Below are 18889 nucleotides of genomic sequence, written 5' to 3' on the forward strand. Positions count from 1 at the left end.
CCGGTACCCCGGCACGGGCCGTCGCTAACGGCGATCCGGGTTAGCTTCTCCGGGGCGGCGGGTATCGCCGGACCGGGCCGGTCGTGGCAGGCGTGCACCCGGCCGTGCGGCACCGGCGGGGCGGCCTGGCGCCGACGTCGACGTTTACTCCTCGGGGCCCCGGGAACCCGCCGCCCGTGCGACGGGACCACGAGCGGGATCAGTGCAGGTCAGCCCGGGTTGACCCGGGTGCTGACCGGTTCCCGTCCGGCCTGTACGACGCGGTCCTGCTGGACCGCGACGGCACGCTGGTGGAGGACGTGCCGTACAACGGCGACCCGGAGAAGGTACGGCCGGTGCCCGGCGCGCGGGAGGCGCTGGACCGGTTGCGGGCCGCCGGGTTGCGGCTGGCGGTGGTCACCAACCAGTCCGGCCTGGCCCGGGGCTGCTTCACGGCGCACGACCTGCGCCTGGTCAACGCCCGGGTGGAGGAACTGCTCGGGCCCTTCGACCACTGGGCTATCTGCCCGCACGCCGAGGCCGACGGGTGCGCCTGCCGCAAACCCGCGCCCGGCCTCGTCCACGAAGCCGCGGCCGCGCTCGGGACCACGCCCACCCGGTGCGTGCTGATCGGCGACATCGGCGCGGACACGGCAGCCGCCGCCGCGGCCGGCGCCGCCGCGATCATGGTGCCCACGCCCGCCACCCGGGCCGCCGAGGTGGCCGCCGCACCCACCGTCGCTGCCGACCTGCCCGACGCGGTGGGCATCGTGCTGGCCCGGATGCGCCTGACGGCCGCGCCGCACCCCGCGCGCCGGTCGCGCCGGGGAACCGTGCTGGCGGTGCGCAGCGACGCGGCGGGCGACGTGCTGGTGACCGGTCCGGGCATCCGGGCGGTAGCGGCCGGGGCACAGCGGGTGGTGCTGCTGTGCGGACCGCGCGGCCGCGCCGCCGCCGAACTGCTCCCCGGCGTGGACGAGATCATCGAGGCGTCGCTGCCGTGGATCGACGCGCCCGCCCCACCCGTCGATCCCGGCGCCGTGCGCGCGCTGACCGACCGGCTGTCGGAGGTACGCGCCGACGAGGCGGTCGTGTTCACCTCCTTCCACCAGTCCGCCCTGCCCCTGGCCCTGCTTCTGCGCCTGGCCGGGGTGCCCCGGATCAGCGCCATCAGCGACGACTACCCCGGCAGCCTGCTCGACGTACGCCACCGCGTCCCGGCAGGCGTACCCGAACCCGAACGTGCCCTGTCCCTCGCCGCCGCAGCCGGCTTCGCGCTGCCCGGCCACGACGAACCGGCGCTGCGCATCCGCACCGACCGGCTTCCGCCGTCCGCGGCCGACGCCGGAGCACCCGGCTACGTGGTCCTGCACCCGGGCTCCTCGGTGGAGACCCGCGCCTGCCCGGAGGAACTGGCCACCCGCGTCGTCCGCGTGCTCGGCGCGGCCGGTCACCGGGTCGTGGTCACCGGCGGGCCGGACGAGCGGGAACTGACCGCGCGGGTCGCCGCGGCGGGCGGCGTCGACCTGGGCGGGCGGACCGGGCTGGACGAACTGGCGGCGCTGATCGCCGGCGCCGGCGCGCTGGTGGTGGGCAACACCGGCCCGGCGCACCTGGCCGCCGCGCTCGGCGTGCCGGTGGTGAGCCTGTTCGCCCCGACTGTGCCGTTCGGACAGTGGGGGCCCTACCGGGTGCCGACAGTGCGGCTGGGCGATGCGGCCGCGGCGTGCCGGGACACCCGCGCCACCGCCTGCCCGGTCCCCGGGCACCCGTGCCTGTCGGCTGTCGAGCCGGGACGGGTGCTGGAGGCGTTGCGGCTGCTCGGCGTGCCGGCGCCGGTGGCGGGCGGGGTGGCCGGATGAACATCCTGCTGTGGCACGTCCACGGGTCGTGGACGACCTCCTTCGTGCACGGCAAGCACCGGTACCTGGTGCCGGTCACGCCGGACCGGGGTCCGTACGGGTTGGGCCGGGCGCGCACCTACCCGTGGCCGGACAGCGCCGTCGAGGTCACTCCCGAGGACCTGCGCGACACCGACGTGGACCTGGTGATCCTGCAACGCCCGGAGGAACTCGACCTGGCGGCGGAGTGGCTCGGCCGCCGGCCGGGCCGCGACGTGCCGGCGATCTACGTCGAGCACAACACCCCGAAAGGCGACGTGCCGAACACCCGGCACCCGATGGCCGACCGCGACGACCTGCTGCTCACGCACGTCACCGCGTTCAACGAGCTGTTCTGGGACAACGGCGGCACCCGCACCACAGTGGTCGACCACGGCGTCGTACCGCCGGACGTCGAGTGGACCGGGGAACTCGACCGCCTCGCCGTGGTCATCAACGAGCCGGTACGCCGCTGGCGGGTCACCGGCACCGACCTGCTCGCCCGGTTCGCCGCGCTGGCGCCGCTCGACGTCTACGGGATGAAGGTGGACGGTCTCGCCGCCCACCTCGGCCTGCCCGAGGACCGGCTGACCAGCCACGACGACGTACCCCAGCACGCCATGCACGCCGAACTCGCCAAACGGCGCGCGTACCTGCACCTGTGCCGCTGGACCTCACTCGGCCTCAGCCTCATCGAGGCCATGACCATGGGCATGCCCGTGGTGGCACTGGCCACGACCGAGGCGGTGGAGGCGGTGCCGCCTGCCGCGGGCGCGCTGTCCACCCGCGTCGACACGCTCGTCGACGCCGCCCGTGGCCTGCTGGACGACCCGGAGTCCGCCCACCGGGCGGGCGCCGTGGCCCGGGCCGCCGCCCGGGACCGCTACGGCCTGGATCGATTCCTCGCCGACTGGGACCGGCTGCTGGAGGAGGAAGTATGCGCATCGCGATGATCTCGGAGCATGCCAGCCCGCTCGCCGTCCTCGGCGGGGAGGACGCCGGCGGCCAGAACACGCATGTCGCGGAGCTTTCCGCCGCGCTCGCGGCCGCCGGTCACGACGTGCGCGTCTACACCCGCCTCGACGCGGTGGACCTGCCGGTGAGCGTCCGCACCCCGGACGGGTACGAGGTGGTGCACGTACCGGCCGGGCCGGCCGAACCGGTGGCCAAGGACGACCTGCTGCCGTACATGCCGGCGTTCGGGCAGTGGCTGGCCGACCGGTGGCGCACCGGCGACTGGCAGCCCGAGGTGGTGCACGCGCACTTCTGGATGAGCGGGCTGGCGGGTCTCGCCGCGGCCCGCCGCGCGGGCGTGCCGATGGTGCAGACGTACCACGCGCTCGGCACCGTCAAGCGGCGCCACCAGGGCGTGCAGGACACCAGCCCGCCGGGCCGGGTCGAGCACGAGCGGAAGCTGGGCCGCTCGGTGGACCGGGTGGTCGCCCAGTGCCAGGACGAGGTCGCCGAACTGGTCCGGATGGGCGTGCCCCGGTCCCGGATGACTGTCGTGCCGTCGGGGGTGAACCTCACGACGTTCGCCCCGCTCGGCCCGGTCGCCGACCGCGACGGCGGCCGGGCCCGCATCCTCACCGTCGGCCGGCTGGTCGAGCGCAAGGGCTTCCAGGACGTCATCCGGGCCGTCGCCGAGGTGCCGGACGCCGAGTGCGTGGTCGTCGGCGGGCCGCCGGCCGGGCTGCTGGAGACCGACCCGTACGCGTTGCGCCTGCGCGCGCTGGCCCACTCGCTCGGTGTCGCCGACCGGGTACGGCTGGTCGGCGCGGTCCCCCGGGAGGAGATGGGCCGCTGGTACCGGTCGGCCGACGTGCTCGTGGCCGCCCCCTGGTACGAGCCGTTCGGGCTCACCCCGCTGGAGGCGATGGCCTGCGGCGTACCGGTGGTCGCGACGGCTGTCGGCGGGCTGATCGACACGGTGGTGGCCGGACGCACCGGCGACCTGGTGCCACCCCGGGAGCCGGCGGCCCTCGGCGCGGCGCTCCGGGGCCTGCTCGGCGACCGGATCCGCCGCTTCGCCTACGCCACCGCCGCGCTGGAGCGGGCCCGCACCCGCTACTCCTGGGCCACCACGGCGGATCGCCTCACCGAGCTGTACGGCGAGGTGGCCACCGTGCGCCGCCCGACCCGGGTGGTCGCCTGATGACGGCCGGGACGCCGGCCGCCGGCGCGACGGTGCTGGAGGACCACCTGAGCCTGCTGGCCGCCGCGTTGCTGCCGCTGCGGGAGGCCGAGCAGATGCTGGCCCGCTGGGGCGAGGAGCTGGCGCAGCGGCTCGCCGCCGGTGGCCGGTTGCTGGTGGCGGGAAACGGCGGCAGCGCCGCCGAAGCCCAGCACCTCACCGCCGAACTCGTCGGCAAGCTCCGCCACGACCGACAACCCCTCTCGGCCATCGCCCTGCACGCCGAAACCAGCGCGCTCACCGCCATCGCCAACGACTACGGATACGACGAGACCTTCGCCCGGCAGGTCCGCGCCCACGGCCGACCGCACGACCACCTCCTGCTCATGACCACGAGCGGCACCAGTACCAACCTCCTCACCGCCGCCCACGCCGCGCACCAGGCCGGTCTGCGCTGCTGGGCCTTCACCGGACCCGCACCCAACCCCCTCGCCGACCTCTGCCACGAGCATCTGGCGATCGACTCGCCGGACGGGCAGGTGGTGCAGGAACTGCACCTGGTGGCCTCGCACGTGCTCTGCGAGTACGTCGAGCTGGCGCTGCCCGCTGCGCTCGCCGCCCAGCCGGCGGCCGGGCCGGTACGCGCCGGTGTCGAGGTCGTCCTCACCGAGCCGGACCCGACGGCGCCGGCCGGCCGGGGAGGCCCGGCATGAGGGGACCGGTGGTGGTGCTCGGTGACACGCTGCTGGACCGCGACGTCGAAGGTCTGGTGAACCGGCTCTGCCCGGACTCCCCGGTGCCGGTGCTGGACGAGACCGTGTCCGTCGACCGGCCCGGTGGCGCCGGGCTGGCCGCCGTCTTCGCCGCCGCGCAGGGCGCCGAGGTCGCGCTGGTCACCGCCGTCGCCGACGACGCCGGCGGGGCCCGGCTGGGCACGTTGCTCGCCGCCGCCGGGGTCCGGTTGTACGCGCTTCCGCTGGCCGGCGCCACCCCGGAGAAGATCCGGCTGCGGGCGCGCGGACGGGTGCTGCTGCGCCACGACCGGGGCGGGAGCGCCGGTGCGCCGGGTCAGCCCAGCGACGCCGTGCTGCGGCTGATCGCCGACGCGTCCGCCGTGCTGGTGAGCGACTACGGCCGGGGCGTGGCCGGGCATCCGGCGCTGCGCGCGGCGCTGGCCGCGACCCGGGCGCCTGTGGTCTGGGATCCGCATCCGCGCGGGCCGGCCGCCGTACCCGGGGTGCACCTGGCCACCCCGAACGAGCCGGAGGCCCGCGAGCTGGCCAAGACGCCGCCGGGCGGCTCCCGCCTGGCCGTCGCGTCCCGCAGCGCGCACGCGTTGCGCCGCCGCTGGCAGGCGCGCGCGGTGGCGGTGACGCTCGGCGGGGACGGCGCGCTGCTCAGCCACGCCGGATCCACGCCCCTGGTGGTGCCGGCGCCGCCCGCCGAGGGGGACACCTGCGGGGCCGGCGACCGGTTCGCGTCCACCGCGACGCTGGCCCTGGCCCGGGGCGCGCTCGTGTCCGAGGCGGTCCAGGAGGCGGTCACCGAGGCGTCGGCGTACGTGGCCGGCGGCGGCGTCGCCGCCGCGCTGCCCGCGCCGGTGCGGGCGGTCGCCCCGGCGGTGGTCACCGGCGGCGGGGACCGGATCGGCGCCGGGGCGGCCGGTGAGGTGGTGGCGCGGGTACGTGCGGCCGGCGGCACGGTGGTCGCCACCGGCGGCTGCTTCGACCTGCTGCACGCCGGGCACGTGGCGACGCTGCAGGCGGCCCGGCAGCTCGGCGACTGCCTGGTGGTCTGCCTCAACTCCGACGCCAGCGTGGCGGGGCTCAAGGGTCCGGAGCGCCCGGTCGTGCCGCAGGGCGACCGGGGGCGGCTGCTCGCCGCGCTCGGCTGCGTCGACGCGGTGCTGATCTTCGACGAGCCGACACCGGAGGCGGCGCTGTCCTGGCTGCGCCCGGACATCTGGGTCAAGGGCGGCGACTACGCCAGCGGCGGCGGCCCGGAGACCTTGCCCGAGACGGAGATCCTGGCCCGCTGGGGCGGTCACACGGTGGTGGTGCCGTACCTCGACGGGCGTTCGACCACCGACATGATCGCGGCGGCGCGGGCCGGGCGGGGCAGCGGCGGCTGGCCGGCCGGGCCGGTCGACCCGGCCGAGGCCGTCGCGCAGGTCCGGTCCACGGCGAAGGGAGCACGATGAACGAGCGACCCATCCGACCCGGCGCGGTCGCGCCCCCGGCGGTGGCGGCGTGAGCGCCGGCGCGCCCGGAGCCGGGCCGACCGTCCTGGTCACCGGCGGCTCCAGCGGGCTCGGCGCGGCGGTGGTCGCCGCGGTGGCCCGCGCCGGTGGGCGCCCGCTGGTGCTGGACCGTCAGCGCCCCGCCGACGGGGTGCCCTGGGCCGAGTGCGACCTGGCCGACACGCGCGCCGCCGAGGCCGCCACCCGCGACCTCGCGGAACGCTCCGGCGGGCTGGACGCCGTGGTCACCGCCGCCGGCATGGACGTGCCCGGGAAGCTGGCCGACATCCCGGCCGAGACCTGGGAGCGGATCGTCACAGTGGACCTGCTCGCCACCGCCGCGGTGATCCGGGCCGCGCTGCCCTGGCTGGAGGCGTCCCGGGGCAGCATCGTCACCGTGGCCTCCACGCTCGGGGTGAAGGCGGTCAGCGACGCGACCGCGTACTGCGCGGCGAAGTTCGGGGTGGTGGGCTTCACCAGGGCGCTCGCCGCGGAACTCGCCGGCGCTGTCGGCGTGACGCTGCTGATCCCGGGCGGGATGCGGACCGCGTTCTTCGACGAGCGGGACGCGCAGTACCGCCCCGGCTCGGACGCGGTGCTCAACGAGCCGGCCGACACCGCTGCCGCCGTCATGTTCGCGCTGTCCCAGCCGGCCGGCTGCGCGGTACGCGAGATGGTGGTCTGCGCCGCGCAGGAGTCCTCGTACCCGTGATCCTGGTGCTGCGGGCGCTCGGGGTCGGCGACCTGGTCACCGCCGTGCCGGCGCTGCGTGGCCTGCGCGCCGGCCTGCCGGGCCGGGAACTGGTGCTCGCCGCGCCGGGCTGGCTGGCGCCGCTGGCGGAGCTGACCGGGGCGGTCGACCGGGTGCTGCCCACCGCCGGGCCGGACCGGATCGCGTGGACCGGCCCGCCCCCCGAGGTGGCGGTCAACCTGCACGGCCGCGGGCCGCAGTCGCACCGGGCGCTGGCCGCCGTACGCCCCGGCCGGCTGCTCGCCCACAGCAACCCGGGTGCCGGGCACCCGGACGGCCCGGCCTGGGACGACGACGAGCACGAGGTGCGCCGCTGGTGCCGGCTGCTGCACGCGTACGGGCTGCCGGCCGACCCGGGGGACCTGGCGCTGCGGCGTCCGGCGCTGACCGGCGTACCGGCCGGGGTGACGCTGCTGCACCCGGGCGGCAAGATCCCGGCGAAGCGCTGGCCGGCGGACCGGTTCGCCGGGCTGGCCCGGGAACTGGCCGCGCGCGGGCACCGGGTGGCGGTGACCGGCTCGCCGGACGAGCGGGCGCTGGCCGAGCGGGTCGCCCGCGACGCCGGGCTGCCGCCGGAGGCGGTGCTGGCCGGCCGGACCGGACTGGCCGAGATGGCCGCGCTCGTCGCGGGCGCGCGGCTGGTGGTCAGCGGGGACACCGGCGTGGCCCACCTCGCCACCGGCTACGGCACCGCGTCGGTGGTGCTGTTCGGGCCGGTGCCGGCGGCGCACTGGGGCCCACCGCCGGACCGGCCCCGGCACCGGGCGCTGGGTGCGATCGAGCCCACGACCGTCAACCCGGATTTGACCGGGTCGGGCGGGGTACGAACCCACCCGACATTGGATGCCATCGGGATCGACGAGGTGGTGGCTGCGGTGGCAGACGTGGAACGGGTCTCCGGTGCGGTTGCGGCGTAGCGACCCGGGCCGGCCGGGATACGCGCGTCGGCGGCGCGGCAAGGGCTGGCTGTTCCTCGACCCGGCCGGCGAGCCGGTGCGCGACGCCGGGGAGCTGACCCGGCTGCGTGAGCTGGTGATCCCGCCCGCCTGGCGGGACGTGTGGATCTCGCCGTACCCGAACGGCCACATCCAGGCCACCGGCATCGACGCGGCGGGTCGCAAACAGTACCTCTACCACCCGGGCTGGCGGCGCAAGCGCGACGAGGCCAAGTTCGACCACGTGCTGGAGGTGGCGCACCGGCTGCCCACGCTGCGCGACCGGGTCACGCACGACCTGGCGCTGCGCGGCCTGCGCCGCGAACGGGTGCTGGCCACCGTCGCCCGGCTGCTCGACATGGGCGCGTTCCGGGTCGGCAGCGACCAGTACGCCACCGGCGACGACCCCACGTTCGGCGTGTCCACGCTGCGCCCCGAGCACGCCCGCTCACGGGGCGGTTGCGTGGTGTTCGAGTTCCCGGCCAAGGGCGGCATCGACCAGGTCCGCCGGATCGAGGACGCCGAGCTGTGCCGGGTGCTGCTCAACCTGCGCCGCCGCCGGCAGGCCCAGGAGCGGCTGTTCGGCTACTGGGACGGTCGCGCCTGGCGCGACGTGCGCAGCGACGAGGTGAACGACTACCTGCGCGACGCCAGCGGCGGCGAGATGACGGCGAAGGACTTCCGCACCTGGCACGCGACTGTGCTCGCCGCAGCCGAACTGGCCACTGCGGGTCCGCAGCGCTCCGCCACCGCCCGCAAGCGCGCCGTGGCGGGGGTGATGCGTTCGGTGGCCGAACTGCTCGGCAACACCCCGACGGTGGCCCGGACCTCGTACGTGGACCCGCGCGTGGTCGACCTCTACCACGACGGGGTGCTGGCGCCGGTGCAGCCGGAGATGCCGCGCGAGGCGGTGGAGAAGTCGGTGCTGGCGTTGCTGGAGGAGGAGGCCGGCTGACAGCCGACCGGCTCGGACGCGGGAGACCACCGCCGGGCGGGCCGCCCGCGGCCGGACCGCCACGGACGCCACGCCACGGCCCCCCGATACCGTGGGCCGCCACCGCGAGCGGTGCCGGCCCCGGTGTTCAGTATGTCCGCGTCGAGTTGACTGCGGATGCCGTGGTGTTGACGATCCGTGCCCGGTCCAGGTGACGGGCCCGGTACGCCTGCGGCGTCTCGGTGTACGCGGCCCGGAACGCGCGGCTGAAGTGGGCCTTGTCCCGGAAGCCCCAGCGGGCGGCGATGACCTGGATCGAGCGGTCGCCCAGCGCCGGGTCGGCGAGGTCGCGGCGGCACCGGGCCAGCCGCTCGTCCCGGATGTACGCGGCCACCGTGGTCTCCTCGTCCTCGAAGAGCCGGTGCAGGGAGCGGACCGAGACGTGGTGGGCGTCGGCGATCGTCCCGGGGTCGAGCGTGGCGTCGCCGAGGTGCTGCTGGACGTAGGCGCGTACCTGGACCACCAGGGCGCGGCGCCGGATCTCGGTGGGCACCGCGTCCTCGGAGACCAGGTTCCGGCCGAGCAGCGTGGCGACGAGGTCGAGTCCGATGCCGCCGAGCCGCTCGGCGTCGGCCGCGTGGTACTGCTCGGGGCGGCTGGTGAGCCGGACGAGGAAGTCGGCCAGCAGGCCGCCGACGCCCGCGGAGCCGGACATCCGGCCGGCGAACAGGGGAGTGAGCCGCCGGTGCGGCAGCGGCAGCGCGTCGTACGGGATGAAGGCCACGAGGGAACTGGCGGGCGGCCCGTCGCCGGTGTCGGTGTGGTGGCTGAGTTCCTGCGGACGGGCGCAGTCGTAGAAGGTGAAGTCACCGGGCGGGCAGATGCCGCGCTGCCCGTCCTGGTCGGCGACCCCGGTCCCGGTGAGCGTCAGCGCGAGCACGTAGCAGTCCGCGTCGGACCGCTGGATCAGCTTGCGGGTCCGGATCCCGTCCAGCGAGGGGTAGCGGTGGCGGATGACCTGCATCGGGCCCAGGTCGAGGAACTCCGCCCGGGCCACGAAGTTGTCCGCGTGGTCGGTGCGGACCCGCATGAGCCCGGGCGTGCGGGCGAGCATTTCCAGCCAGCACCCGAAGCGTTCCCCCGGCGGCAGCGCCTCCGTGTCGAAGACCTGCCGTGGCAGCGTGGTGTCCATGGACGTCCCCCGTGGTTGGTCACCTCTCCACAAGCAGGACGCCCCACGGGGCCGGAAAGCGACACCCGTGGGGCGTGACGTCCGTCATTGACGGACCTGCAAACGTTCTGTTAGGAGTCCGGTCAGTCGTTCAGCACCTGGGCCAGCCGGTCCCGGAAGCGGCGCTCGGAATCGGTCACCGCGTCGCCGCCCAGACCGAGGATGCCGCCGGTGGAGGCCGCGCCCACCACCTGCTCGGCGATCTCCACCAGCCAGTGCCGGTACGCCCCGGCCTGCCCCTCGTCCACCCGCGCGGCGAGCAGTGCGGACGCCTGCCCGGCCCGGGCCAGCACGTCCTCGATCATCGTCGTCGGGTCCGGCGGCGTGATCACCGGCAGCTCGGCGCCGGTCTCCGGGTCGCCCACCCGGTCGACGACCTCACCGGCCACCGCGGCGACCAGCGGGCTGGCCGACTCCCGGCCGGTGGCGATGGTCTCCAGCCCGGCGGCGTTCTCGGCCATGGTGCGGCGGGTGCCGTCGGACTCGGCGGCGGCCGCCGCGGTGAGCACCGACTGCGGCAGCCCCACAAGAAGTCCCCACTCCTCGTCGGAGACGCCGAACCGGGTGTACGCCGGCTGCTCGATCACGATCAGGCCCCTTTCGCCGTGGTCGTCGTTGTCGACGGGCGCCCCCGCGGCGCCCGGGTCAGGCTAGTCCAGCTCCAGCAGGCCCTGTTCGGACACCACGCGCACGGACAGCGTCTTGTAGCCCACCTCGTCGAAGAGCACTGTCATCCGGTCCTCCTCGTAGCTGAGCACCAGACCGGCGCCCCATTCCGGGTGGCGCACCTGGCTGTGCACCGGGAACGGCCCGACCGCGCCGTCACCCGCCACACTGGTGCCCGCGTGGCAGTTGTCGCAGTGCCCGCAGACCTCGTGCATCTGCTCACCGAAGTACGCCAGCAGGGCCTGGCCCCGGCAGCCGGTGGTCTCGGCGAAGGCGCGCATCATGTCGGTACGCGACCGGGTCACCGTCTGCTGCCGTTCCGCCTCGGCCAGCGCGGCGCGGCCGGACTCGGCAGCCGTCGGCGCGTACCGGGGCGCGCCGATGCGCTGCCCGGCGCGTGGCTCGGCGGCGCCGACCTGCTCCAGCAGGGACAGGTACTGCCCCAGCTTGCGCGGACCGAGACCGGTCAGCTCGCGCAGCTCCTTGCGGTTGCGGGCCTTGCCGCGCAGCACCGCGGCGAGTTCGGTCAGTTCCTTGGAGTCCGGCAGACCGCCGCTGAAGTAGCGCTGGAGGCCGACGTCCTCGGAGCGCCACAGCAGCAGCACCCGGGCCGGCGAGCCGTCGCGCCCGGCCCGGCCGATCTCCTGGAAGTAGCTGTCCGGCGAGTCGGGCAGCGCCATGTGCACCACCCAGGCGATGTTCGGCTTGTCGATGCCCATGCCGAACGCCGACGTGGCCACCATGATCGGCACCCGGTCGGCGAGGAACGCCTCGTGCAGCTCGTGCCGGGCCGCGGTGGGCATGCCGCCGTGGTAGAACTCGGCCGGGAAACCGGCGCCGGTGAGCCGCTCGGCCAGCTCCTCGGCCGCCCGCCGGGTCGGCACGTAGATGATGCCGGGCCGCTCGTCGTCGCGCAGCAGCGCGATCAGCCGCCGCCACCGGTAGTCGTCGGTCGGGCAGTAGGCCACCTCCAGGAAGAGGTTGGGCCGGTCCAGCCCGGAGACCACCACCTCCGGCTCGCGCAGCCGCAGCCGGGCGACGATGTCGTCGCGTACCGGCGGGGAGGCGGTCGCGGTCAGCGCCACCACAGGCGGCCGGCCGAGGCCGTCGATCAGGTGACCGAGCGCCAGGTAGTCCGGCCGGAAGTCGTGGCCCCACGCGGAGATGCAGTGCGCCTCGTCGATCGCGACCAGCGCCGGCTTCAGCTCGCGGACCTCGGCGAGCCGGTCCGGGTTGCTCAGCGCCTCCGGCGTGATGAACAGGAACTCCGCGCGCCCGGCCCGGATGTCCTCGATCGCCTCGGCCTGCTGGGCGGCGCTCTCGTCCGAACTGATCCGCACCGCGCGCAGCTCCGGGCGCTGCCGTTCGTTGAGCGCGGCGATCTGGTCCTGCTGCAACGCCAGCAGCGGGGAGATCACCACAGTCGGGCCGGGGATCAGGCTGGCCGGGATCTGGTAGATCGCCGACTTGCCGGCGCCGGTGGGCAGCACCACCAGGGCGTCGCGGCGCTTCATCACGGCGCGCATGGCGGCGAGCTGGTTGGGCCGCAGCGCGGTCCAGCCGAACAGGTTCCGCGCCGCCCGGCGCAGGCTGGAGGAGTGCGTGGTCAGTTTCATCAAGCGCCTCAGCTACCCCCGGCGGTCCCGCGCGAAACCGCCACCGCCGCTCACCGCAGCCGCGGCAGGACCTCGCGCTGGTACAGGTCGAACAGGCCCTGCCAGTGCGGACCGGTGCCGGCGACGTAGACCTCGTCGAAGCCGGCCTCGGCGTACCTGTCGATCATCTCCAGGTGGGCGTCGGCGTCCCGGCCGCAGACGAACGCCTCCCGGACCTGCTCCGGCCGGACCGGCTTGCCGCCGCCGCCGGACTCGCGGAACCGGTGCACCGTGTCGGCGTCCGGCATGGTGCTGACGTAGCCGTCGCCGACCCGGCCGACCGGCTCGATCGACTTCGGGCCGAAACCGGAGACGTAGATCGGCGGGGGCGTGTCCGGCCGGGTGCGGATCCGGGCGTGCTCGACCGTGTAGTGCCTGCCGTGGTGGTTGACGAACTCGCCGCGCCACAGCTCGCGGATCACCTCGACCGCCTCCTCCGTCGCGTCCGGACACGGCAAGCCCCACCCCCGGCTGCGGGCTCCGACCCGTCGGCGCGGATCAGCGGCGGAACATGGCCCGGATCGCGATCAGCAGGAACAGGCCGCCGACCACCAGGCCGAGCAGGCGTACGCCGGGGATGTCGGCGGCGCTGGTGGCGTCGGCGAGCGGCAGAGCGGACATGCGGGAACTCTCCCACGGGCTGCCGCAGGGCGCCAGCGGCTAACAGTAAGGATTGTTGACTATTTAGCGGAGCGGTGTGACCATGTCAGCACCCGCCGGCCCCGGCGGGTCCGTGGGGGAGACGGGGGTACGACAGCACATGAGCGAGCGGACCGAGGGATCGACCGGAGACCTGGCGGCGCTCGCCGCCGCCGTCCTGCAACCGGGGTTCGTCGGCACCACACCGCCGCCGTGGGTGCGCCGCTGGCTCGGCGAGGGCCTCGGCTCGGTCGTCCTGTTCGCCCGCAACGTCGTCGACCACGAGCAGGTCGCCACGCTCACCGCGAACCTGCGCGCCGAGCGGCCCGACGTCATCGTGGCGATCGACGAGGAGGCCGGCGACGTCACCCGGATCGAGTCCGCGAGGGGCAGCTCCCGCCCCGGCAACTACGCGCTCGGCGCTGTCGACGACCCGGCCCTGACCGAGGAGGTCGCCCGCGACCTGGGCGCCGAACTGGCCGCCGTCGGGGTCACGCTGGACTACGCCCCGGACGCCGACGTCAACTCCAACCCGGCCAACCCGGTCATCGGGGTGCGCTCCTTCGGCGCCGACCCGGACCTGGTCGCCCGGCACACCGCCGCCTGGGTACGCGGCCTGCAGTCCGGCGGCGTCGCCGCCTGCGCCAAGCACTTCCCCGGGCACGGCGACACCCGGGTCGACTCGCACCACGACCTGCCCCGCATCGGCGGCGACCGGGCCCGCCTCGACGCGGTCGAACTGGCCCCGTTCCGCGCCGCCGTGGCCGCCGGGGCGCAGGCGGTGATGACCGGTCACCTGCTGGTGCCGGCGCTGGACCCGGAACTACCCGCCACGCTCAGCCCGCGCGTGCTCGGCGGCCTGCTGCGCGAGGAGATGGGCTTCGGCGGCGTGGTGGTCACCGACGCGGTGGAGATGCGCGCGGTGGCCGACCGGTACGGCTTCACCGGCGCCGCCGTGCGCGCGCTCGTGGCCGGCGCCGACGCGATCTGCGTCGGCGGGGAACGGGCCACCGAGGCCGACGCCCGCGAGCTGCGCGACGCGATCGTCGCGGCGGTGGTCAGCGGGGAGCTGCCCGAGGAGCGGCTCGCCGAGGCGGCCAAGCGCGTCGGCCAGCTCGCCGCGTGGAGCGTCGCCGCCCGCGCCCGCCGGGCCACCGGCACGCCGCCCGCCGACGGCTCACCGATCGGGCTCGCCGCCGCCCGCCGCGCGGTCCGGGTCACCGGCGACGCCGGGCTGCTGCCGCTGACCGGTCCGGCCCACGTCGTGGAGTTCGCGCCCCCGCGCAACATCGCCATCGGCGAGGAGACGCCGTGGGGCATCGCCGCACCGCTGGCCCACCTGGCGCCCGGCACCACCACCGCCCGCTACGCCGTCGACGCCGTACCGGCCGACCCGGGCGCGACGCCCGCCGGCCGGCCGCTGGTGCTCGTGGTGCGCGACCTGCACCGGCACGACTGGATGCGGGACGCGGTACGCCGCGCGCTCGCCGCCCGCCCGGACGCGGTGGTGGTCGAGCTGGGCGTGCCCGAGCTGGTCACCGGTGCGGTGCACCTGGCCACCCACGGCGCCACCGCCGCGGCGGCACGGGCCGCCGCCGAGGTGCTGACCGGGGCGCGCTGACTCCCGGCCCGGCCGGGTGGGAAGGTCCCCCGGCCGGGCCGGGCCTCACGGCTTGTCGATCACCAGGTCGGCGTACTCCGGGTGGCGCTCGATGAACGAGGCCACGAACGGGCACTGCGGCACGATCCGGCCGCCCCGGGCGCGGACCTGGTCCAGCGCGCCCCGGACCAGCGCGGCGCCGACGCCCTGACCCTGGAACCGGTCGTCGACCTCGGTGTGCGTGAAGACCAGCGTCTCGCCCCGGGGCGTGTACGCGGTGAACCCGGCCAGCGCGTCGTCCACCAGGATCTCGAAGCGGCGCTTTGCGGTGTTCTCCTCGACCAGAAAGCTCACCGGATCATTCTCCCCTCGGGCACGGCCAGCCGGTCCAGTTCGGCCAGCAGCCGGTCCACCTCGTCGACGGTGTTGTAGTGGTAGACGCCGGCCCGCACGGCGCCGCCGCTGCCCCGCAGGCCCATGCCCTCGAAGTACTCGTAGGCGTAGTAGTCACCGTGCGACAGGCACAGGCCCGCCTCGCCCAGCGCCGCAGCCGTCTGCGCCGGGGCCTGGCCGGCCACCCGGAACGACACGGTCGGACAGCGCCGGGCCGGTGCGCCGTACACGGTCACGAACGGGCGGTCGGCCAGCCCGGCGAGCAGCCGGTCGAAGACCGCCTCCTCGTGCGCCTGCGCGGCGGCCAGCCCGGCGCGTGCCCGCTGGCCCCGGTCGCCGGTCGCCGCCGGATCCAGACCGGCCAGGTGGTCCACCGCGGCGGTCACCCCGGCCAGCAGCGGGAAGCTCGGCGTGCCGTACTCGAACCGGTCCGGCACCCCGTCGGCGGAGGGGAGCAGCTTCGCCGGGCGCAGCGCCTCCCAGCGCGCCGGGTCGGCGACCATCGCCGCCAGGTGCGGACCGGACCACTTGTATGCGCTCGTCACCAGGAAGTCCGCGCCGAGCGAGGCCAGGTCGGTCGGGCCGTGCGGCACCGAGTGCACGCCGTCCACGCAGACCAGCGCGCCGGCGGCGTGCGCGGTCTTGGCGATCGCCGCCACGTCCGGCACGGTGCCGATCGCGTTGCTGCCGGCGGTCACCGCCACCAGCCGGGTGCGCTCGGTGACCAGGTCGGCGTACTGGCCGGCGGGCAACTCGCCGGTCGCCGGGTCGAACTCGGCCCAGCGCACCGTGGCGCCGGACGCCTGCGCGGCCTGCACCCACGGGCGGACGTTCGCGTCGTGGTCCAGCCGGGAGACCACCACCTCGTCGCCCGGACGCCAGCCGGCGCCGATCGTCCGGGCCAGCGTGTACGTCAGCGCTGTCGCGCTCGGCCCGAGCACCACGCCCGACGGCTGCGCGCCGAGCAGGTCGGCGACCGCGGCCCGCGCCCCGGCGACCAGATCCAGCGCCCGGCGGCCGGGAGAGAAGGCGGTGCTGCGGTTGCCCGTCGCGGCGCGCATCGCCCCGGCCACCGCCTCGACGACAGCGGCGGCGGTCTGGGTGCCCCCGGCGCCGTCGAAGTGGGCGAATCCCTCGCTCAGGGCAGGGTAGCCGGCCCGGACCCGGGCGACGTCGAAAGCCATTCCGGCACCCTAGCGCGCACCCCGGACACCCCGCCCGGCGTGGCCGCCCGCGCCCGCCCGCGAGGGCGCGGTGGCGCATGCCGCCTATCCTTGGGCGGGTGACGATCCGACGCGCCACCTCCGCCCCCGCCCGCCGCGCCGCCGGTCTGCTCGCCGGTCTCGCCCTCGGCGCCGCACTGCTCGCCGGATGCAGCTCCGAAGGTGCCGAGACCGACTGCGGCCTCGACGCCTGCACGATCACCTTCGACCGCGGAGTGGAGGCCAGCGCCCGGATCCTCGGCGTCGAGGCGAAGCTGATCGGTGCCGAAGGCGACCAGGTCACCGTCGAGGTCGCCGGGGAACAGCTCTCGCTCACAATGGGCCAGCAGGCCACCGAGGTCGCCGGCTTCCAGGTCAGCCTGGACAGCGTCAACGATCAGCAGGTGGTGGTGCGGGTCGCCCGGGACCTCAGCGCCTGATCCGTTTCGGCCGTCCCGGCGGGCGGCGACGTTTGGAGAATCGCCCGCCGGGAGATTGAGGGCTCATGTCTCTCACCCGGAACGCCGGAGCCACCGCCGCCCAGGCTCGAAACAGCCGCTGGCTCGAACTGTTGACCCGTGCCGGCTTCATCGGATACGGAATCGTGCACCTGCTCCTCGCCTGGCTGGCGCTGCAGATCGCCTTCGGGAACTCGGGCGAGGAGGGCAACCAGAACGGCGCGCTGCGCACTCTCGGTGAACAGCCGCTCGGGAAGTTCCTCCTGATCGCGATGGCTGTCGGCCTGTTCGCCATGGCGATCTGGCAGGCATTCGAGGCGATCTCCGGCCACGTGTCCAGGACGGGCAAGGAACGACTGTTCGAACGGATCGCCTCGGTGGTCCGGGTCGTCGTGTTCGTCTGGCTGGGCTGGACCGCGATCAAGGTCTTCCAGGACGCCAGCTCCAACGCCTCCGACCAGCAGCAGCAGCTCTCCGAGAAGCTGATGGCCTCCGACGGCGGCCGGTGGCTGGTCGGCCTGGCCGGGCTCGCGCTCGCCGCGCTCGGCGTCGGCATGGTCGTCTACGGCCTGAAGAAGAAGTTCGAACGCAACCTCAAGACCGGCGAGATGAGCCCGAAGACCCGCCAGCTCACCCGTCGGCTCGGCATGGCCGGGTACGCCTCCCGGGGCGCCGTGTTCGCCATCGCCGGCCTGCTGATCGTGGTCGCCGCCGTGAACTACGACCCGGAGAAGGCGCGTGGCCTCGACGCCGCGCTGCGGACGCTGCGCGACCAGTCGTACGGGCCGTGGCTGCTGGCGCTCATGGCGCTCGGCATCGCCGCGTTCGGTGTCTACTGCTTCTTCCAGTCCCGGTACCGCAAGGTCTGATCCTGGTCGATACCCGGGCCGCCGGGCACCATTGGGCCTTTGCCCGATTCCCGCCCGGTCGGAGGGAGAGAGAGTTCGTGCAGAGTTACGTCGTGACAGTCGCCGCCGCGCTCGCCGCGGCGGCGATCGCGTTGGTGCTGGCCCAGGTGGTGCACCGGGTCACCCGCCGCCTCGGCCGCCGCTCGTTGCTGATGACCGAGCTGACCGAGCACGCGCACCGCGCGTTCCAGGTCGCGGTCACCGTGGCGGCGGTGCAGTTCGCGATCCGGTTCACCACCGCGTACGCGGTCGGCAGCCCGTGGCGGCAGTTCGTCCTGCACACGCTGGTGCTGGCGACGATCGCCGCCACCGCGTGGCTGGTGGCCTCGCTGCTGGTGGTGGCGGAGGACACCGCGCTGGCCCGGTTCCGGGTCGACGTGCCGAACAACAGGCACGCCCGCCGGGTCCGTACGCAGGTGGTGCTGCTGCGCCGGCTCACCATCGCGGTGATCGTGATCCTCACGGTCGGCGTGATGCTGATGACGTTCCCGGCCGTGCGCGGGGTCGGCGCCGGTGTGCTGACCTCCGCCGGTGTGATCGCCGCGGTCGCCGCGCTGGCCGCGCAGAGCCTGCTCGCCAACGTCTTCGCCGGTCTCCAGCTCGCGTTCAGCGACGCGGTACGCCTCGACGACGTGGTGGTGGTCGAGGGGGAGTGGGGCCGGATCGAGGAGCTGACGCTCAGCTACGTGGTGGTGCAGGTCTGGGACGACCGCCGGCTCATCCTGCCCACCTCGTACTTCACCAGCCGGCCGTTCCAGAACTGGACCCGGACCGAGGCGGCGGTGCTCGGCACCGCCGAGTTCGAGCTGGACTGGGCGATTCCGGTGCAGGCGATGCGGGAGGAGTTGCGCCGCCTGTGCGAGGGCACCGAGCTGTGGGACGGCCGGGTCTGCGTGCTCCAGGTGACCGACGCGACCGGCGGCATGGTCAAGGTCCGCGCGCTGGTCAGCGCCGCCGACGCGGGCAGCCTGTGGGACCTGCGGTGCCTGGTCCGTGAGCACCTGGTGACCTGGGTACGCGACCAGCGCCCGACCGCCCTGCCCCGGCTGCGCGCCGAGGTCGGCGACGCCACCGGTCCGCTGCCCTGGCAGGCGGTGCAGCCGCGCCGCCCGGTACGCCGTCCGGCCGGCACCGAGGCGCCCGACGACGCGCGTGTCTTCGGCGGCAGCGACGACGGCGAGGCCCGCAGCGAGGTGTTCGTGGGCCGGGAGGAGCACGCCGAGGCGCGTCGCTGATCCCGTACCCCGATCGGAGCCCCCGGCCGCCCACGGCGCCGGGGGTTCCC

Annotated in this window: 19 protein-coding genes; 12 read left to right on the plus strand and 7 right to left on the minus strand. The window is 75.3% G+C overall.

Annotation, left to right across the window (positions count from 1 at the left end):
• Positions 1-251 precede the first annotated feature (251 nt).
• Genes O7622_RS14320 through O7622_RS14355 form a run of 8 tightly spaced genes read left to right on the plus strand, consistent with a single transcriptional unit; the run spans position 252 to position 8873 of the window.
• Positions 252-1841, plus strand: a complete 1590-nt coding sequence (locus O7622_RS14320) for an HAD-IIIA family hydrolase (protein ID WP_282314140.1) — start codon at positions 252-254, stop codon at positions 1839-1841.
• Positions 1838-2812 carry a glycosyltransferase gene (locus O7622_RS14325; protein ID WP_282313808.1) on the plus strand — a complete coding sequence of 325 codons (975 nt, stop codon included), beginning with the start codon at positions 1838-1840 and terminating at the stop codon, positions 2810-2812. Before O7622_RS14320 ends, O7622_RS14325 begins: the two co-directional genes overlap by 4 nt.
• Entirely contained in the window at positions 2797-4014 is a 1218-nt protein-coding gene (locus O7622_RS14330) for a glycosyltransferase (protein ID WP_282313809.1), read from the plus strand. The genes O7622_RS14325 and O7622_RS14330 overlap by 16 nt, the downstream gene beginning before the upstream one ends.
• Entirely contained in the window at positions 4014-4706 is a 693-nt protein-coding gene (locus tag O7622_RS14335) for an SIS domain-containing protein (protein WP_282313810.1), read from the plus strand. The genes O7622_RS14330 and O7622_RS14335 overlap by 1 nt, the downstream gene beginning before the upstream one ends.
• The gene (locus O7622_RS14340) at positions 4703-6193 is read left to right on the plus strand and encodes a PfkB family carbohydrate kinase (protein ID WP_282313811.1); all 1491 of its coding nucleotides are present in this window, start codon (positions 4703-4705) and stop codon (positions 6191-6193) included. The genes O7622_RS14335 and O7622_RS14340 overlap by 4 nt, the downstream gene beginning before the upstream one ends.
• A gap of 49 nt (positions 6194-6242) precedes the next feature.
• Positions 6243-6944, plus strand: coding sequence for an SDR family oxidoreductase (locus tag O7622_RS14345; RefSeq protein ID WP_282313812.1), 702 nt, complete (start codon positions 6243-6245; stop codon positions 6942-6944).
• Entirely contained in the window at positions 6941-7900 is a 960-nt protein-coding gene (locus O7622_RS14350; protein WP_282313813.1) for a glycosyltransferase family 9 protein, read from the plus strand. Before O7622_RS14345 ends, O7622_RS14350 begins: the two co-directional genes overlap by 4 nt.
• Positions 7884-8873, plus strand: coding sequence for a DNA topoisomerase IB (locus O7622_RS14355; protein WP_282313814.1), 990 nt, complete (start codon positions 7884-7886; stop codon positions 8871-8873). Before O7622_RS14350 ends, O7622_RS14355 begins: the two co-directional genes overlap by 17 nt.
• A gap of 127 nt (positions 8874-9000) precedes the next feature.
• Here the strand turns inward: O7622_RS14355 and O7622_RS14360 are convergent, their stop codons facing one another.
• The 5 genes from O7622_RS14360 to O7622_RS14380 all read right to left on the minus strand — a co-directional run bounded on the left by O7622_RS14360 (position 9001) and on the right by O7622_RS14380 (position 13025).
• A complete protein-coding gene (locus tag O7622_RS14360) occupies positions 9001-10044 on the minus strand; it encodes a helix-turn-helix domain-containing protein (RefSeq protein WP_282313815.1) in 1044 nt (347 codons plus the stop codon).
• 122 nt (positions 10045-10166) lie between these two features.
• Positions 10167-10670 (minus strand): hypothetical protein, encoded by a 504-nt coding sequence (locus tag O7622_RS14365; protein WP_282313816.1) that lies wholly within the window; start codon positions 10668-10670, stop codon positions 10167-10169.
• A gap of 63 nt (positions 10671-10733) precedes the next feature.
• Positions 10734-12365, minus strand: a complete 1632-nt coding sequence (locus tag O7622_RS14370) for a RecQ family ATP-dependent DNA helicase (RefSeq protein ID WP_282313817.1) — start codon at positions 12363-12365, stop codon at positions 10734-10736.
• A gap of 50 nt (positions 12366-12415) precedes the next feature.
• Positions 12416-12862, minus strand: coding sequence for an LLM class flavin-dependent oxidoreductase (locus O7622_RS14375; protein ID WP_282313818.1), 447 nt, complete (start codon positions 12860-12862; stop codon positions 12416-12418).
• 40 nt (positions 12863-12902) lie between these two features.
• Positions 12903-13025 carry a hypothetical protein gene (locus O7622_RS14380; RefSeq protein WP_013285408.1) on the minus strand — a complete coding sequence of 41 codons (123 nt, stop codon included), beginning with the start codon at positions 13023-13025 and terminating at the stop codon, positions 12903-12905.
• Positions 13026-13164: 139 nt separating this feature from the next.
• Between O7622_RS14380 and O7622_RS14385 the strand changes: the two genes are divergently transcribed.
• On the plus strand, positions 13165-14664 hold the full coding sequence (locus O7622_RS14385) for a glycoside hydrolase family 3 protein (RefSeq protein WP_282313819.1): 1500 nt from the start codon (positions 13165-13167) through the stop codon (positions 14662-14664).
• Positions 14665-14709: 45 nt separating this feature from the next.
• On the opposite strand, the gene O7622_RS14390 is transcribed toward O7622_RS14385, so the two are convergent.
• A complete protein-coding gene (locus tag O7622_RS14390) occupies positions 14710-14997 on the minus strand; it encodes a GNAT family N-acetyltransferase (protein WP_282313820.1) in 288 nt (95 codons plus the stop codon).
• Positions 14994-16220 (minus strand): cysteine desulfurase-like protein, encoded by a 1227-nt coding sequence (locus O7622_RS14395; RefSeq protein ID WP_282313821.1) that lies wholly within the window; start codon positions 16218-16220, stop codon positions 14994-14996. The genes O7622_RS14390 and O7622_RS14395 overlap by 4 nt, the downstream gene beginning before the upstream one ends.
• A 98-nt stretch (positions 16221-16318) precedes the next feature.
• On the opposite strand from O7622_RS14395, the gene O7622_RS14400 reads away from it, so the two are divergent.
• The 3 genes from O7622_RS14400 (at position 16319) to O7622_RS14410 (ending at position 18839) form a co-directional block, all read left to right on the plus strand.
• Positions 16319-16678: a hypothetical protein gene (locus O7622_RS14400; RefSeq protein ID WP_282313822.1), complete on the plus strand. Its 360-nt coding sequence runs from the start codon at positions 16319-16321 to the stop codon at positions 16676-16678.
• 65 nt (positions 16679-16743) lie between these two features.
• On the plus strand, positions 16744-17565 hold the full coding sequence (locus O7622_RS14405) for a DUF1206 domain-containing protein (protein WP_282313823.1): 822 nt from the start codon (positions 16744-16746) through the stop codon (positions 17563-17565).
• 77 nt (positions 17566-17642) lie between these two features.
• Positions 17643-18839: a mechanosensitive ion channel family protein gene (locus O7622_RS14410; protein WP_282313824.1), complete on the plus strand. Its 1197-nt coding sequence runs from the start codon at positions 17643-17645 to the stop codon at positions 18837-18839.
• Positions 18840-18889 lie beyond the last annotated feature (50 nt).

Source organism: Micromonospora sp. WMMD1076 (assembly GCF_029581475.1).
Taxonomy (GTDB): Bacteria; Actinomycetota; Actinomycetes; order Mycobacteriales; family Micromonosporaceae; genus Micromonospora; species Micromonospora aurantiaca.

What these genes read in the sequence shown, in the direction of transcription:
- O7622_RS14340 (WP_282313811.1), top strand. Translation starts at nt 4,703, where the DNA reads ATGAGGGGACCGGTGGTGGTGCTCGGTGACACGCTGCTGGACCGCGAC.
- O7622_RS14380 (WP_013285408.1), bottom strand. Translation starts at nt 13,025, where the DNA reads ATGTCCGCTCTGCCGCTCGCCGACGCCACCAGCGCCGCCGACATCCCC.
- O7622_RS14405 (WP_282313823.1), top strand. Translation starts at nt 16,744, where the DNA reads ATGTCTCTCACCCGGAACGCCGGAGCCACCGCCGCCCAGGCTCGAAAC.
- O7622_RS14360 (WP_282313815.1), bottom strand. Translation starts at nt 10,044, where the DNA reads ATGGACACCACGCTGCCACGGCAGGTCTTCGACACGGAGGCGCTGCCG.
- O7622_RS14395 (WP_282313821.1), bottom strand. Translation starts at nt 16,220, where the DNA reads ATGGCTTTCGACGTCGCCCGGGTCCGGGCCGGCTACCCTGCCCTGAGC.
- O7622_RS14325 (WP_282313808.1), top strand. Translation starts at nt 1,838, where the DNA reads ATGAACATCCTGCTGTGGCACGTCCACGGGTCGTGGACGACCTCCTTC.
- O7622_RS14330 (WP_282313809.1), top strand. Translation starts at nt 2,797, where the DNA reads ATGCGCATCGCGATGATCTCGGAGCATGCCAGCCCGCTCGCCGTCCTC.
- O7622_RS14335 (WP_282313810.1), top strand. Translation starts at nt 4,014, where the DNA reads ATGACGGCCGGGACGCCGGCCGCCGGCGCGACGGTGCTGGAGGACCAC.
- O7622_RS14385 (WP_282313819.1), top strand. Translation starts at nt 13,165, where the DNA reads ATGAGCGAGCGGACCGAGGGATCGACCGGAGACCTGGCGGCGCTCGCC.
- O7622_RS14370 (WP_282313817.1), bottom strand. Translation starts at nt 12,365, where the DNA reads ATGAAACTGACCACGCACTCCTCCAGCCTGCGCCGGGCGGCGCGGAAC.